At 41.4% G+C, this 15,063-nt stretch carries 15 protein-coding genes; 9 read left to right on the forward strand and 6 right to left on the reverse strand.

Features of this window, described 5'->3' with window-relative positions; genetic code table 11:
* Positions 1 to 24 precede the first annotated feature (24 nt).
* Positions 25 to 1,206, reverse strand: a complete 1,182-nt coding sequence (locus tag RCG19_RS19135; protein WP_308111032.1) for a TIGR04053 family radical SAM/SPASM domain-containing protein — start codon at positions 1,204 to 1,206, stop codon at positions 25 to 27.
* Between the two features lie 351 nt (positions 1,207 to 1,557).
* On the opposite strand from RCG19_RS19135, the gene RCG19_RS19140 reads away from it, so the two are divergent.
* The 3 genes from RCG19_RS19140 (at position 1,558) to RCG19_RS19150 (ending at position 4,261) form a co-directional block, all read left to right on the forward strand.
* Complete coding sequence (locus RCG19_RS19140; RefSeq protein ID WP_308108405.1) at positions 1,558 to 2,331, forward strand: C40 family peptidase; 774 nt, start codon at positions 1,558 to 1,560, stop codon at positions 2,329 to 2,331.
* A gap of 178 nt (positions 2,332 to 2,509) precedes the next feature.
* Positions 2,510 to 3,577 carry an ATP-binding protein gene (locus tag RCG19_RS19145; RefSeq protein WP_308108406.1) on the forward strand — a complete coding sequence of 356 codons (1,068 nt, stop codon included), beginning with the start codon at positions 2,510 to 2,512 and terminating at the stop codon, positions 3,575 to 3,577.
* A 54-nt stretch (positions 3,578 to 3,631) separates the two neighbouring features.
* Positions 3,632 to 4,261 carry a TVP38/TMEM64 family protein gene (locus RCG19_RS19150; RefSeq protein ID WP_308108407.1) on the forward strand — a complete coding sequence of 210 codons (630 nt, stop codon included), beginning with the start codon at positions 3,632 to 3,634 and terminating at the stop codon, positions 4,259 to 4,261.
* Here RCG19_RS19150 and RCG19_RS19155 read toward each other — a convergent pair.
* The gene (locus RCG19_RS19155; RefSeq protein ID WP_166242723.1) at positions 4,254 to 4,604 is read right to left on the reverse strand and encodes a hypothetical protein; all 351 of its coding nucleotides are present in this window, start codon (positions 4,602 to 4,604) and stop codon (positions 4,254 to 4,256) included. The two genes, RCG19_RS19150 and RCG19_RS19155, sit on opposite strands and share 8 nt — an antisense overlap.
* 394 nt (positions 4,605 to 4,998) lie before the next feature.
* Here RCG19_RS19155 and RCG19_RS19160 point away from each other — a divergent pair, with 394 nt between their 5' ends.
* Positions 4,999 to 5,646, forward strand: coding sequence for a PAQR family membrane homeostasis protein TrhA (locus RCG19_RS19160; RefSeq protein ID WP_308108408.1), 648 nt, complete (start codon positions 4,999 to 5,001; stop codon positions 5,644 to 5,646).
* Here the strand turns inward: RCG19_RS19160 and RCG19_RS19165 are convergent.
* The 4 genes from RCG19_RS19165 to RCG19_RS19180 form a co-directional block, all read right to left on the reverse strand.
* Positions 5,632 to 7,002, reverse strand: coding sequence for an MFS transporter (locus tag RCG19_RS19165; protein WP_308108409.1), 1,371 nt, complete (start codon positions 7,000 to 7,002; stop codon positions 5,632 to 5,634). The genes RCG19_RS19160 and RCG19_RS19165 overlap by 15 nt on opposite strands.
* A 55-nt stretch (positions 7,003 to 7,057) precedes the next feature.
* Positions 7,058 to 7,567 (reverse strand): hypothetical protein, encoded by a 510-nt coding sequence (locus tag RCG19_RS19170; RefSeq protein WP_308108410.1) that lies wholly within the window; start codon positions 7,565 to 7,567, stop codon positions 7,058 to 7,060.
* Positions 7,545 to 8,036 carry a hypothetical protein gene (locus RCG19_RS19175; RefSeq protein WP_308108411.1) on the reverse strand — a complete coding sequence of 164 codons (492 nt, stop codon included), beginning with the start codon at positions 8,034 to 8,036 and terminating at the stop codon, positions 7,545 to 7,547. Before RCG19_RS19175 ends, RCG19_RS19170 begins: the two co-directional genes overlap by 23 nt.
* 62 nt (positions 8,037 to 8,098) lie before the next feature.
* Positions 8,099 to 9,643 carry a multicopper oxidase family protein gene (locus RCG19_RS19180; protein ID WP_308108412.1) on the reverse strand — a complete coding sequence of 515 codons (1,545 nt, stop codon included), beginning with the start codon at positions 9,641 to 9,643 and terminating at the stop codon, positions 8,099 to 8,101.
* A gap of 133 nt (positions 9,644 to 9,776) precedes the next feature.
* On the opposite strand from RCG19_RS19180, the gene RCG19_RS19185 reads away from it, so the two are divergent.
* From RCG19_RS19185 to RCG19_RS19205, 5 genes are read left to right on the forward strand one after another with little or no spacing between them, the layout of a single operon-like run.
* Entirely contained in the window at positions 9,777 to 10,790 is a 1,014-nt protein-coding gene (locus tag RCG19_RS19185) for an XdhC family protein (protein WP_308108414.1), read from the forward strand.
* The gene (locus RCG19_RS19190; RefSeq protein WP_308108415.1) at positions 10,772 to 11,380 is read left to right on the forward strand and encodes a nucleotidyltransferase family protein; all 609 of its coding nucleotides are present in this window, start codon (positions 10,772 to 10,774) and stop codon (positions 11,378 to 11,380) included. Before RCG19_RS19185 ends, RCG19_RS19190 begins: the two co-directional genes overlap by 19 nt.
* 10 nt (positions 11,381 to 11,390) lie before the next feature.
* Positions 11,391 to 13,715, forward strand: a complete 2,325-nt coding sequence (locus tag RCG19_RS19195; protein WP_308108416.1) for a xanthine dehydrogenase family protein molybdopterin-binding subunit — start codon at positions 11,391 to 11,393, stop codon at positions 13,713 to 13,715.
* A complete protein-coding gene (locus tag RCG19_RS19200; protein ID WP_308108417.1) occupies positions 13,715 to 14,548 on the forward strand; it encodes an FAD binding domain-containing protein in 834 nt (277 codons plus the stop codon). The genes RCG19_RS19195 and RCG19_RS19200 overlap by 1 nt, the downstream gene beginning before the upstream one ends.
* Before the next feature lie 36 nt (positions 14,549 to 14,584).
* Positions 14,585 to 15,055 (forward strand): (2Fe-2S)-binding protein, encoded by a 471-nt coding sequence (locus RCG19_RS19205; RefSeq protein WP_308108418.1) that lies wholly within the window; start codon positions 14,585 to 14,587, stop codon positions 15,053 to 15,055.
* The last annotated feature ends 8 nt before the right edge of the window (positions 15,056 to 15,063 follow it).

Genomic DNA, 15,063 nt, shown 5'->3' on the forward strand with positions numbered 1-15,063 from the left:
GTGGAATGCCTTTCTTAACTGATTTTATATTATTGAGTTGGGTTCTTTCTCGCGCATTGACTGCGGAATATAAACGCAGAATGGTTCGCTTTCCAAATAGTCGCCGGTTACGGCATAGGTTCTCGAGCGTGACCCACCGCAAATTTTATTATATTCGCAGACACCGCACTTTCCTTTATAGTGATCGGGCTGACGCAGTTCTTTAAAAACCTTCGCTTCACGGTAAATTTCTGCAAGCGGGGTATCCCGGATGTTTCCGCCAACAATAGGCAGTAACCCGCTTGGCATTACATCGCCAACATGTGATATGAACGCAAAACCGTTCCCGTCGTTTACCCCTTTTGGTGCCCGCTTTAAGCCATCGTGCATGGAAGCAAAGTCGGTTGTAATGGTATCCTCATAATGAATTTCGCCTTTTTGAATTAATTGGTCCCGTTGTTTTTGCTGCAGTACCACTCGGCGATAATGCTGTGCAGCGGTTGTTTTGATGTCATATGGCGCCGTTTTGCTTAGCTCATACAACCAGCGGAACACTTTCTCATGTTCAGCTGGTGTAATGCAGGCATCTAATTGGCCGCGGCCTGTTGGCACCAGTAAAAATATGTACCACATAACTGCTCCAAGCTCCGCAACAAGCTTGGACATTTCCTCCAACGAATCATAATTGTAGCGCGAAATCACCGTGTTTATTTGCAGAGGCATTTCCAGTTCGTTTAAGTATTTAATTTTTTCAAGTGTTAAATGGAATGATCCAGGAGTTCCGCGGAAATGGTCGTGTATTTCCGGTGTTGGCCCATCAAGGCTAAAGCCCCAGCGTGAAAGACCGACATCTTTGGCGCGTTGCATCTTCTCGATCGTTACATTAGGAGTGGCGCTAGGTGTCATCGACACACGCATGCCCTTTTTGATGGCATAATCAGCAAGCTCGAAAAGATCCTCTCTCATCATGCAATCCCCGCCAGTAAAGACAAGCATCGGATTATCCATTTCATAGATTTGATCAATTAAATTGATCCCTTCTTGATGTGAAAGCTCACGAGGATCTGGTGCCAGCTGGGCATCTGCCCGGCAATGAACACATTTTAATTGGCACGCTCTTGTCACCTCCCAAATTACGATGAATGGATTCACGTCATAATCAATTCCTTTACCCACACCATGTGGATGCCCCGTTGCATGGGGATGTCCCTTACTTATTCCTTCCATCTTCATCACCAAAATTCCTTATTATTTTTAACCATATAAAAATTGTTGCTTTAGGTTCATTATAATTTTATGAGGATGGTATGGATGGATGTTTTGTTACAATATTTCTACATCCCCTTAACTATTACAATTTTGTTACAACATGATGAAATAATATTACTAGAATGTGGAGGAATCCGTGTCAATATCGTGATAAGACTAAGTTTGTGTTACCTTTTCTCTTGTTACAATGGAGTCTATTATTCTAAAAAGTTGAAATTATTACCATGTAAACCATATCTTTGGTACTTTATCCAACTGGTGCTCTCCTTTATGATAGAAAGACAAAGAAAATAAGGAGTGTATTCATCTATGAAAAAACATCTACTCACTGTCGCGGCAACAGCCGGTATCCTGTTTACCTCGTTTAGCGGGTCGGCAAGTGCACATGAATTGAATTATAAAGTACAGTCGGGGGATACCCTTTGGAAAATCTCGCAAACAAACAACCTATCGATTGCCGATTTGAAAAATTGGAATCACCTGACAGGTGATACCATCTATGTGAATCAGAACCTATCATTACTAGCTCCCCATAGTCATGAACAAACACCTCCACAAACTGTCACAAGTACATATACTGTTAAGGCTGGTGACACCTTATATGGTCTTGCAAGATCAAATGGGATAACTGTAAATGAATTGAAGGGGCTAAATGGGTTAACCTCTGATATGATTTATGTGGGTCAGAAGCTGGTAGTAAAAGGAACAAGTGCTAATACTGCGGTATCGAAGGCTCAATTGGTCATGGATGAAGCCAAAAAATATATTGGAACCCCTTATTTATGGGGCGGAAGTACACCGTCTGGCTTTGATTGCAGCGGATTTACTAGCTTTGTATATAATAAAATTGGAATAGTCCTTCCACGAACAGCTGCAACTCAGTGGTCAGGACTTAAAGGAATCTCAACCCCAAATCCAGGAGATCTTGTTTTCTTCACCACTTATGCTTCAGGACCGTCCCATGTGGGGATTTACTTAGGTAACAATAAATTTATTCAGGCCGGGTCATCGGGTGTGTCGATTGCTGATATGACCAATTCTTATTGGAAGCCGAGATATTTAGGTGCTAGAACCGCATTTTAATAGGATAATAGAAAAGTCTTTTATCGAAAGATAGAAGACTTTTCTGTCTATAGAAAAATCAGAAAATTAATACTTTAAGAAATGAGCTTTAGGCATTATACTTAATAAGGCAATGTCTTACACCTGCACAAAAATCCTCATAATTTGCTAAATGCCTGTAACTTTTTTGGAGGTTCAAATGTTTAATTTTACCCTATATAAAGAGATTTTCATTCAATCTAGAATTCCACAACTGATTGGTACTACTGATTTTTCCACCATACAATATAATCCTGCTTTTTGTGAGTTTCTTGGTTATTCATTCGAAGAAATATCAACGCTGCCTTTGGAAGCGGTGTCACATCCTGAAGACATGCTAATGGATGCACGACTTTTTGGAGAAATACTAGACGGAACAAGGGACGAATACCAGCTTGAAAAAAGGTATATTCATAAGTTAGGCGAGATTAAAACGGGTATCCTAACTGTATCAAGAATAAGGGAAAAATCGACTGGTGAGGAATTTTTACTTGGACAAGTCCTTGATATTACTGAGAAAAAACATATGGAGGAAGCGCTAAAAAAGCGCGAGAAACAATTACAAAGGTCCGAAAAACTTGCAGTTGTTGGGCAAATGGCGGCAGCAGTTGCCCACGAAATTCGTAATCCCTTAACACCAATAAAAGGATTCATGCAGCTCTTACACGCAGAAAAAGAGCTAAACCCCGTCTACTTAAGGATTGTGTTAGATGAATTGCTACGAGTAGATACCATTATCTCTGAATTTTTATCGATGGCAAAGCCACATGCAGAAAAAACCATGATTGTCCATGTTGAAGGTTTAGTAAAACAAGTCATTCAACGGTTCCAGTCTGAAGCACGAATGAAGAACAAAAAATTACATATTGAAAGCGAGCAACCCATTCAAGAAATTATCGGGGATCCGAATTCATTAAAACAAGTGTTTATGAATGTGATTCAAAATGCCCTTGAGGCAATATCCACCAATGGACGAATTCATGTAAAGATCTTTTCAGATGATATCGGAGTAAATGTCCAGTTTTCTGATAATGGATGTGGCATTCCAAAAGAAAGGCTGTCGAAGCTCGGAGAACCTTTTTATTCCACAAAGGAAAAGGGGACAGGTCTTGGTTTAATGACATGCTTTCGCATCGTTGAAAGCCATAATGGAAAAATCAATATTGAAAGTGTACAAGGGGAAGGAACCACTGTAACTATTTGGCTGCCTTATGATTTGTCTGAATAACGGAATAACGTTAGGATCACGATTGACTAACCATTTTCGTGAAGGGAGCAGCAAATGTTTAAGAGAATTAGTAGTTTGAGTATCTTATTAGTCATTATTGCCGTTGGCCTTTTTCAAAAGGATGAGTTGCTTTACCTGGTCAAGCAGGGTGGAACCTTATCCGCCTTCATTAGCATGATGCTAGTTGCCATTTGTGTGTTTTTTCCAATCCTCCCCTTTCCTATATTAGCGGGGATTATTGGGGCGGTATTTGGTGCAACAAAGGGAGTATGTATTTCTTTAGCAGGTGCCATGATTGGAACAATGGGATTCTTCCTTTTAAGTAGATATGGTTTCCGCGATTTGGCAGAGGAGAAACTAATTAAATACCCAAAAGTTCAAGAATATGAGGAATTTCTACAACGAAACTCTTTTATTACGATTCTTGGTTGTCGATTAATCCCGATCATTCCGGCACCCGTAGTTAATATTATTTGTGGGTTAAGCCGCGTCAAATGGCTGACTTTTTTCATTGCATCAACACTAGGGAAAATCCCTAATATCTTGATTTTATCGTACGCAGGTTCAATGTTTAGTACAAATAAACTTTATACATTTGGGATCTATGGCTGCTACCTATTACTCATTTTCTTGATTAATTTTGTGATGATCTATCGAAAATCTGCTCGAAATTCTGTTAAATAACCTTTTGGACATTCAAATCGTTCTGTTTTTCCACCATGATGATTTCCTTGAAATAGCTTTTTAAGATGAGCCATTTGGCGGGATAGGTGTAAATAAAATCCTCCAATGTTTGAAGTGAGTAATAAATAAAACAATCAAACCCGCTTTTTTCTTTTTTTAAATCGTATAAAAGTGCGTGAGGAATTGTGTAATATTCATTTAACTGGTAGGGGTTGAGTTTTACAATTTGAATATTTTGGCTGGATAGATAGTTTTTTATTGACTGTTCCTGAAGTGAAATACTTTCTTCCCTGGTGAGTCCGTTTATACCGATGCGATCATTAATAAAATAAATTCCCTTCATTTCATCCACCCTCTCAAAACAATAATTGCTATTGTTATTGACAGAGTTAAGGATATGTATACATGATAGCAGGGTTTTGCAGCAAAAAAAGTGCCCGGACAAATTAGCCGGGCATTTTCCAATTCTATATTAAAAGGGGGCGGAGGTTCAGGTTCTTCGAGAACCTATTTATATAATAATGGAAAAATATGAACAAACTATGAAGGAAAGGTTAATAGTTTGAGAAAGATGGCTAATTCGGAGGGGGATTGGGCGCTTACGCTTTTATTATTTTACATGATAAATGTCCATTGTTCCCGCTCTATAATCATGGTACCTTAATGAATATCGTTCATATTAAATAGGAATTCTATTACATGAATACGTCCGTCAGTAGTGAAAGGGGTAGTATAGTATGGCAGCAACACATATATTTTCAAAGCAAGAGGAAGTGGCTAATTCGATTACACACGGAATTGGCGCAGTACTTAGCATATCTGCTTTAGTTATTTTAATCGTTTTTTCTTCGTTATACGGCACCACTTGGCATGTTGTGAGTTTTACGATCTTTGGCGTAACGATGTTTATTCTCTATCTGTCGTCTACTATGCTTCACAGTTTACCTAAGGGTAAGGCGAAGGATATTTTTGAAATATTTGATCATTCATCCATTTATTTTTTTATTGCCGGAACGTACACCCCGTTTTTAGTAATCGTCATTAAAGGATCAATGGGCTGGTCACTGTTTGGGATCGTTTGGGGTCTCGCGATGGCTGGCACCGTTTTTAAATGTTTTTTTGTAAAAAAGTATCTTTTCACTTCAACAGTTCTCTATGTTGTTATGGGCTGGCTAATTGTCCTTGCTTGGAAACCATTAGTACACAATCTCTCCCATGAAGGAATGATATACCTATTTATTGGTGGTGCGCTATATACACTTGGAGCTATTTTTTACGTTTGGCGCGGTTTTAGGTATCATCACGCCGTCTGGCATCTTTTCGTTATGGCCGGCAGTGCAGTACACTTCTTTTGTGTGTTATTTTATGTACTACCGATAAAATAACTTCCCGAATTTCATCTCTTCCCGAGAAAACCAGAGGCTCATTAAGAAACTGATAATCCCTGTTACGATTAATACTCCGCCGATGACTTTCATGTGATCGGCAGAAACCCCCGCTCCAAAGACTAGCCCCAATATGATCGAGGATAATATAGAGCCTAAATATCTGCATGTTTGAAACAGACCTGAAGTTGTTCCAATTATCTCTTTAGGACTCTCTTTCAACATTGCAACTTGAAGGACTACATTTCCGATTCCATAGCTTAAACCCAGTATGGATAAGATGACCCCAATGATTAGATAAGTGGCATTGACGAAAAAAAGTGTAAAAATCAGTGCTCCAATAATCGAAATAAACGAGCCAATCATAATCGGTCGGTTTACTCCCGCATGATCTATCCATTTTCCCGAAACAGTTGAAATAAGGATACTAACACCAGACATAAATAACATTAATAGTCCACTATGCTCAACACTTAACCCCAACACCTCTTGAAAATAGCTGGGAAGCCCGAAGAATAAACAATAGAAAAAAATGTTTAAAAAGATAAACTGGATGTATACCATCGATAGTTTTGGATGTGATTTGAAGATCCGAATATCGATAAACGGTTCAGTTACTCTCAACTCCCGCCAGGCAAACAAAACAAAAAATAGAATACCAATAATGCCGGAAAGAACATGAATGTTCGTTTCAAACGATAATAGAAACCATAAAAAGAAGACCATTCCCGCAGCGAAAAATAAAATCCCGAGAAAATCAAGATTGAAAAAAAGTGCTTTCATGTGTGCTTTATCTTGCTTAACGTCCTTCGGAAACATAATCCAACCTAATAGAAAGCTAATGATAATAAACGGGAAATTCACCAAAAAAATAGCTGGCCAGCCTCCCCAAACAATGGAAAACCCGCCAATTGTCGGACCAAGTGCCACCATCGCCGAGGCAAAAATCGAAAGGACAGCTAACGCAGAAGCCTGTCTGTCTTTTATATTATCCCGTATTAACGCCATCCCCGATGGATAAATGGCGCTACTGCCTATGGATTGAATCATTCTCATCACAAGTAACATTAAAAAGGAAGTGGATAGTGGTGCACCAAAGGCAGAAATTGCGACCAGCACAAGCCCTGTTAAAAAGGTCTTTTTTCGCCCGAAAATATCACCAATCTTCCCTGTAACTGGCTGTGCCACTGCACTAGCTAAATAAAAGCTGGAAATCAACCAGGATACAGTTGTAAAGGAAAGCCCGAAATCCTTTTGAATACTATGTAGTGCAAGGGCGATCATCGAAGAGTTAAGCGGATTTAGCATCGTTCCGGAAGCTACTGCCGTCAAAAATAGAGATCGATTTTTCTTCATAAATTAACATTCCTTTGGAAATATCAGATACAGTTAAGTGTCCCCAAAACACACTTTAATTATGGTTCCTTGGTTTGATTTTGAAGAATTTCAGATATAACAAAAGTAGAAGGCTTTCTACGAAAAAGTAGACCGGTATAGAGTAGAAGAGTTTATAGCCATTTTTGTACCGAAAGATACCTACCTTAACACACATCCATTCTAGAAGAATGGCCATTAGAGACCAAATGATAATATAGATCACTGTGGCCTGCCCTTTTATATAAAGCTTTTCATAAAAATAAATGAAAATATATCCAAAGGGTGCATACATAGTATACGATAGTAAATCAAACAACGAGTAGCCAGGGGAATCACCAACATCGTAGAGGTCAAGGGGCAGGACAGCCAGGGTATGGTCAAAAACCAAACCTAAATAAGGCCCCATGAGCAGAAAGAATAACGTGGTTAGAAGCGGGTACATCTTTGGTAAAAAATAAATAAGACCCAAACCACCAATAATCATACCAATAACAAACCATTCATTTCCATTAAAATGATGATCATAAGGGTGATGGGTCATCATACCTATTTTTCTCCTTCAAGTAGATTTTCATTAACAAAACTTTGATAAGAATCGAAAAGGCCATCATCCCTAAACAAAATAGACCCAAATAGAAGATGGACCAGTGATTTTTATGTTCAAAACCAAAGCCAAATAATAATTGGCCCATTACCACTAAAAGAAGCCATATGACTAAAGCGATAACGATTCTATTACCTGCTCGTTTTGTTGAATAAAATAAATTAATAAATAGTAGCAGCAAACCAGGAAGGATACTATCTCGAAAAACGATATCTGTAATAAATCCGACAGGGCTTCTACTCGCTGTAAACCATTTTAAGGTAAATGAGGAAATAGTATAAAAATTAATATGGACAATCTGGATAATGAGAAAAAGAATGATATTAACTCTCGCAGGTAGCTTATTGTTTAGTGAAAAGAAAACGGATAAAACCAACCAGGCAATGACTAAAAAAATAACAAGTCCCATAATCTCCATCCTAATCCTATCGTGGTAGAATTATCATTCCCAACCTTGTGAAAGTTTAACAATCATTCGTTTGGCGGAAGGATTTGATATGGCCGCATCATTTCATAATCCTCGTGTTCTAACATGTGGCAATGCCAAACATATTGACCAGTAAAGGGGAAAAACGGGATGATAATACTGGTAACATGACCTGGTGGGCATCTGACTGTATCCTTCCAGCCGCGCTCACTTATCTCAGAATGGATCCCAGGCCCCGTGTACCTCAACTGCTTGGTTTTTTTATAATAATTCACATCGAAGGGGCGTCTTTCTAATATTTGAAATTGAACGAGATGGATGTGAATGGGGTGATCGTCGCCATCCGTGTTAATAAAATTCCATCTTTCTATTGAGCTGTGACGCGGATTCTCCGTAATGGGGTCATCCCACATTTTTTTATCAAGTAGAAATAGGGATCTACCGAATTGATCCTTTTCCTCGCTTAATTCCAGGTATCTTTGCTTTTGTCCGGAATTAGCCTGCAGCCAGTTTATCTGACGCAAATAGGCGGGGATCATGCTCGTATCGATGCTTGATAGCGGTTTCGTTACCCGAAATTCCATGACGACCCCGGTTGTTTCAGGATTGGCAGGCTCACCAATTGGAAAGTGCGTCCGAGCATCATTGTTTAAAATAACAGATTTCCCGTCCATATTTGAAAAATCAATGATAAGGTCCAGACGTTCTGCGGGTGCGAGTAATAACGATGAAATGCCAATCGGTCGTTCCAGAAAACCGCTATCCGTGCCAATTTGAAAAAATAATTGCCCGGAATCTAGTGTCAGTCGAAAAAAGCGGGCGTTTGCACCATTTAATAGGCGAAAGCGATATTTCCTTGGTTCCACTTCAAAAAATGGCCATACCTTTCCATTAACAACAATCATGTCACCAAAAAATGAGGTAATGATGGATGGGATGATACCGGAGGAATTGTTTTCCGGCTGATTTGGATACGACAATGAGCCATCATCATGTAATGTTCGATCTTGCAGTAATAATGGGACATCAAAAGGACCGCTAGGAAGATTTAATGAACGTTCGTGACGGTCCTTAATCAAATAAAACCCGGCAAGTCCGGCATATATATTTAATCGTGTCAGCCCAATCGCATGATCATGATACCAAAGTGTGCGTGCATTTTGTTGATTACCATATTCATAAATTTCTTTTTCGAAAAAAGGGCCTTTTTCAGCAAAACCATGCGTGAACCATGCATCAGGATAACCATCGCTCGCTGGCTCTGTTCTGCCCCCATGGAGATGGACAACCGTCCGAACATCCGGTTTTTCCTTTTCAGCGCCATGGACTGTATGATCAATCGGGAATAAATGTTTGTCTGGCAGCTCGTTTTTCCATTGAACAAATACTCTTTCTCCTGACTCTACTTCTATTGTCGGTCCCGGATAGATTCCGTCATATCCCCAGATGGTGGTATTCGGTAAATCACTATGGAGTGATTGCTTCGTTTCCTTCATGATTACTTCATAATACGTATAGTCTCCCAATTTCCACTTTGGTTTTAAAACAGGAGGAATCGGCAGTGGATCTTTAAATTTTACCAACTTCATGATGAACGCCCCTTTAAGACATTTTTACTAAATATGTATGAAAGCAGCAATTGAAAAATTAATCATTCTAGGAATAGCTTACGTCCTAATATAAATAAGATAGGAATTCATGTGTTTGAAGTGGGGGAGAAGCGTGGAGGATTTTCATCAAATTTTAGACGGACTTGATTATCCAGAGCCGAGCGTTTTAGCAACAATCGTTTGTGTAAAGGGGTCGTCTTATAAAAAAGAAGGCGCAATGATGGTTTTTTATGCAGATGGCACGCAAATCGGCATGCTAACGGCGGGATGCTTGGAAACAGACTTGGCATTAAAGGTGAAGGAAGTTTTCGAAAAACAGGAGGCGATGATGGTTCAATACGACTTATTTGATGAGGACGATTTAAGCTGGGGCCAAGGTGCCGGCTGTAATGGAACGATCGATATTTTAATCGAGCCCATCACGGATAAAGTAAAAGAGGATTTTCGCTTAGTAAAAACGCTTCTTAGTCGGCATAAACCTATTATAGGGTTAAAAAAGCTAGATGAATTGGGGGAATATGTATTTATTGAGGAGGAGGGCGAACCGTTTGGAAACTGGTCTGGCCCGGTCCCGGTCATTGAGTTTACCTCGAAAAGTGGTGTCATGTCTGGTGCCCCCACTGTATTTCAGCATACGTACCATCCAAAGCCAAGACTGATTGTTTTCGGAGCAGGACCGGATGCAATCCCACTTGTGTCATTAGCAGCGGGTACAGGTTTTACAGTATTGGTCTGTGATTGGCGGGAATCATTTTGTCAGAAAAAAAACTTTCCAGCGGCTGAGCAGCTGTTTTTGGGATTCCCCGCAAATCTTTGTAGACGAATCTCTTTTTCACCCTATGATTTTGTTGTGGTGATGACACATCATTTTCAGCGGGATCAAGAAATTTTAATGAAGGTGCGAAATAAGAATATTAGATACCTAGGGGTGTTGGGGCCAAAGGAACGGACAAAAAGACTATTAAAAGGTGAAATTGTTCCAAAATGGATTCACTCGCCAATGGGTGCAGCGATTGGAGCTAAAGGGCCAGCTGAAATTGCTGTCAGTGTGGTCGCGGAAATGGTAGAAGTGTGGAGAAGACCTGTGCATGAACGGGTGGAGCTGTTATGGACCATTCCGGATTAGTCGGTATTTATCTCGCTGCAGGGAGGAGCAGCAGATTGGGCCGTCCAAAGGTAAACTTGCGGTTAGGGAATCGGCTGTTGGGGGGCATCGCCTTAAGGGAGGCATTGGAATCCAAGTTAGATGTTACATTTGTTATTACACGGCAGGGAGATCCGCTAGAATGGTTAGCTCCTTTTTCAAATAGTGAAGGTTTGAGAATTATAGAATGTAAGGAAGCGGATAAGGGTCAGAGCGCCTCGCTGAGAGTAGGGGTGATGGCAGCTGCGGAAACGGGGGCAGCTGGTATTGTCGTTTTGCTAGCTGACCAGCCGTTTGTGACAACGAAAATGATTAATCAATTAATAGATGAATACCATGAATCTGAGCAGTTTGTTGCCTTTTCGCATCATGGCGTGATGAAACCACCCGTTCTATTAGCGAATAGTCTTTTTCCAAGAATAAAGGAATTAGAAGGGGATCAGGGGGCTAGAAGTTTGCTTCGCAGTGGCTGTTTGGGAAAGCAAATAAAATTGAATACGGATGTTTATTTTTTTGATGTGGATACGGAAGAAGATTACCAGTTTTTATTGAAAAATTGGCCATTCCTATAGATAAGGAGGGATGAAGGTGGAGGTTATCGGGAAAAGTGTCATCCGCAAAGATGCATTAGATAAGGTGACGGGACGCGCCAAGTATACCCATGACTACCATACGGTTCCGATGCTGTCAGGAAAAATGGTCATCAGCCCCTATGGACATGCGAAAATTATCAGCATGAATCTGTCAGAGGCTTGGCAGGTTCCTGGTGTAAGGGCAATCCTTGCCGGAGAACGTTTTCCACTTACGGGTGAGGCAATACGGGACCGTCCGCCGCTTGCTGTTGATAAGGTTCGCTACCATGGTGAACCTGTTGCCCTTGTTGTAGCGGATACACCAGTGCAAGCAAAGAAGGCCGCTGACCTTATTGAGGTTCAATATGAATTGCTGCCGGTTGTCAACTCACCAACCCAGGCGTTCCAAAGTGGCGCACCCTTAGTGCACGAGCACTTGGGTGAATATAAAAAGGAAGACGATTCACAACCGGTGCCTGGCACCAATATCGCCACACATATTAAAATTCGTAAGGGTGATACGGAAAAGGGATGGGCGGCTAGTGAAACAGTTGTGGAAGCCAGTTTCTCCTTTGCCCCCTCAGATCATGCGGCAATGGAAACCCGTTGTGCGACAGCGGAGATTATGCCGGATGGAAAGATCATGATTATGACGTCTTCGCAGGCGCCCTTTATGGTTAAAAGGCTGATCGCTGATTATTTCGGGGAGGATCTGGGGAAAATTACCGTTACAACTCCGCTTGTTGGCGGAGCATACGGCGGTAAGGCCGCGGTCCAGCTGGAGGTACTTGCCTATTTGGCATCCAAAGCGGTCGGTGGAAAACCTGTGAAAATTTTGAATCCTAGAGAAGAAGATATTATTACCTCGCCGTGTCATATTGGTTTAGATGCAGTTGTTAAGTTAGGGGCTTTGAGAAATGGAAAAATTCAGGTGGCAGAAATCCGCTATTTGTGGGATGGCGGAGCTTATTCCGATAAAGCGATTGATGTCACAAGGTCAGGTGCCGTTGATTGTACAGGGCCATACAATATAGAAAATGTTTGGTGTGATTCGTACTGTATGTACACGAATCATCCCTATGCATCACCATTCAGGGGCTTTAGTCATTCAGAGCTTTCATTTGCGATTGAACGGACAATGGATTTATTAGCGCAAAAATTAACGATTGATCCGCTTCAGCTTAGGTATATTAATGCGATTATGCCGGGCAATACCACACCGACAAGGGTTTTGTTAAATAATAGTAATGTCGGTAATCTGAGGAAATGTATTGAAAAGGTTCGAGACCTGATCCATTGGGATGAGGGGGCTGTAAAGGAGTTAAATAATCGATATATTCGAGTAAAAGGTGTCAGCTGCAGCTGGAAAACGTCGACGATTGACACGGATGCCCCATCTGGCGTCATTTTGACCTTTAATCGTGATGGAACGATTAACCTCATGTCCGGGGTCATTGAAATTGGTACCGGAACCAAAACGGTCCTTGCACAAATTCTAGCCGAACGCTTGAAAATGGATGTAGATCATATACATGTAAGGATGGAAGTGGATACCCAAACAACTCCAGAGCATTGGAAAACAGTGGCAAGCAGAGGTACCTTCATGGGAGGAAGGGCTGTGTTACGGGCGGCAGAGGACGTGATTCATCAGTTAAAGGAAATTGCAGCCTGCGTTTTAAGAGCGCCTAAGGAAGATCTGGAAGTGGCGAACAGCCGTGTTTTTTTACGGGATGATCCATCCATCGGCCTTGATTTTAAAGAACTTGCCAGTGGCTATAAGTATCCAAATGGGCAAACGATTGGCGGGCAAATTATCGGAAGCGGAAGTTATATTTTGCGTCATCTTACCCATTTGGATCCTGAAACAGGTGCAGGAAAACCAGGCCCGGAATGGACGGTCGCGGCCTACGGGGTTGAAATTGAGTTTGACCGGAGGGATTATACCTACCGGCTAGTTAAAGCCTGTACGGTCGTTGATATTGGCAAAGTGATGAACGAAAAAGCAGCTCTCGGTCAGGTTATGGGCGCAATGAGCATGGGCCTCGCATTCGCAGGCAGGGAAACGTTTTATTTTGATGAGCTTGGCCGGGTTATGAATCCACAGCTCCGTACTTACCGGCCGCTGCGGTATGGAGAGAATCCTGAATACGTGGTGGGATTTGTAGAAACCCCGCAGATTGATGGTCCTTATGGAGCCCGTGGTGTTGGGGAACATGGATTGATGGGGATGCCCGGAGCACTTGGAAATGCCTTGTCGACCGCAGCGGGTGTTTCGCTCCACCATTTGCCATTAATTCCAGAGTTAATTTGGAAGGCAAAGGAGGCGGCTCGGTAATGCTGCCATTCGATTTTGATTATTATCGGCCGGATACGTTGCAAGAGGCCGTTGGATTATTACAATATTTAGAGCAAGAGGGCAAACGGCCGTTTATTTTTTCGGGTGGAACAGAATTAATCACACTTGGAAGAATTGATTTAGCTACTACTGAAGCTGTGATTGATATTAAAAATATTGCTGATTGCGGTGTTATGCAGGGAAGTGGGGATCACCTGTTTCTTGGCAGTACGCTTTCCCTTACAACCATTGAGGAAGCGAATCTATTCCCGTTATTAACAAGAATTGCCAGCGGAGTTGCCGATCATACGGCGCGCAGAAAAATTACCTTGGGCGGGAATATTTGTGCACGAATTTTTTACCGGGAAACGGTTCTGCCCTTTCTACTTGCAGATAGCCAAGTATTATTGATTGGACCAAATGGGAAGAAAATTGTTCTGATTAATGAAATATTTAATGGAGAGTTAGTATTGGAACCAGGCGAATTTCTGATTCAAATTGCAACCGAAAATCGGTTTATCAGAGCCCCGTTTTTTAGTGTCAAACGACGCCAGCAGTGGGATACTGGCTATCCCTTGATTACCATTGCTGCTTTAAAAATGGATCAACAGATTCGTGTGGGTATAAGCGGGCTGTGCCCATTTCCGTTTCGCTCTAGAGAGGTTGAATCGGCATTAAATAATCAAGGGCAATCGAAAGAAGTGAGGGTGGAGGGGGCATTGGCTGTATTACCGCAGCCAATTTTAGATGATGTTGAGGGGTCTAGTGAATATCGTCTATTTGTATTACGGAATTTGCTTTTTGATATGCTGGCAGCTCTTGATAGAGGGTAAGATTTCAAATTTTGTAAGGGGAAAGGGGCTGAGAATTTGAAATCCTCCACGATTACGTTAAAGATAAATGAAGAAAGTCGGATAGTTACCGTCAGATCCGCGGACACTCTTTTATATGCGCTAAGAGGGAAGCTTGGTCTAACTGGGGCGAAGCCAGGGTGTTTAAATGGTGACTGCGGTGCATGCACAGTTAATGTCGATGGCTGGCCGATGAAATCCTGTTTGATGCTAGCGGTGGAAGCTGTTGGGAAGAACGTGACAACAATAGAGGGACTGGTCGATTCTCCTATCCAACGAGCATTTATAGAGAACTTCGCCTTTCAATGTGGCTATTGTACACCAGGCTTCATTATGAATTGCCACTCGTTAATTGAGCAGCATCCGGACGCCGATGATGAAACCATTAAAGAATGGCTTGAATCAAATATTTGTCGCTGCACAAGCTATATCGAAATTGAGAAGGCAGTGAAATCGGTGCTAAAGGAGAAAGGAAAAACGCCAGGATGAGTCCATTG

This window comes from Neobacillus sp. OS1-2 (genome assembly GCF_030915505.1).
Lineage (GTDB): Bacteria > Bacillota > Bacilli > Bacillales > Cytobacillaceae > Neobacillus.

Bases quoted from the DNA above. Each gene is read 5' to 3' on its own strand.
- RCG19_RS19145 (WP_308108406.1), top strand. From the start codon at position 2,510: ATGTTTAATTTTACCCTATATAAAGAGATTTTCATTCAATCTAGAATT.
- RCG19_RS19155 (WP_166242723.1), bottom strand. From the start codon at position 4,604: ATGAAGGGAATTTATTTTATTAATGATCGCATCGGTATAAACGGACTC.
- RCG19_RS19175 (WP_308108411.1), bottom strand. From the start codon at position 8,036: ATGGGACTTGTTATTTTTTTAGTCATTGCCTGGTTGGTTTTATCCGTT.
- RCG19_RS19190 (WP_308108415.1), top strand. From the start codon at position 10,772: ATGGACCATTCCGGATTAGTCGGTATTTATCTCGCTGCAGGGAGGAGC.
- RCG19_RS19170 (WP_308108410.1), bottom strand. From the start codon at position 7,567: ATGATGACCCATCACCCTTATGATCATCATTTTAATGGAAATGAATGG.
- RCG19_RS19180 (WP_308108412.1), bottom strand. From the start codon at position 9,643: ATGAAGTTGGTAAAATTTAAAGATCCACTGCCGATTCCTCCTGTTTTA.
- RCG19_RS19200 (WP_308108417.1), top strand. From the start codon at position 13,715: ATGCTGCCATTCGATTTTGATTATTATCGGCCGGATACGTTGCAAGAG.
- RCG19_RS19165 (WP_308108409.1), bottom strand. From the start codon at position 7,002: ATGAAGAAAAATCGATCTCTATTTTTGACGGCAGTAGCTTCCGGAACG.
- RCG19_RS19195 (WP_308108416.1), top strand. From the start codon at position 11,391: ATGAAGGTGGAGGTTATCGGGAAAAGTGTCATCCGCAAAGATGCATTA.
- RCG19_RS19150 (WP_308108407.1), top strand. From the start codon at position 3,632: ATGTTTAAGAGAATTAGTAGTTTGAGTATCTTATTAGTCATTATTGCC.
- RCG19_RS19135 (WP_308111032.1), bottom strand. From the start codon at position 1,206: ATGGAAGGAATAAGTAAGGGACATCCCCATGCAACGGGGCATCCACAT.
- RCG19_RS19140 (WP_308108405.1), top strand. From the start codon at position 1,558: ATGAAAAAACATCTACTCACTGTCGCGGCAACAGCCGGTATCCTGTTT.
- RCG19_RS19160 (WP_308108408.1), top strand. From the start codon at position 4,999: ATGGCAGCAACACATATATTTTCAAAGCAAGAGGAAGTGGCTAATTCG.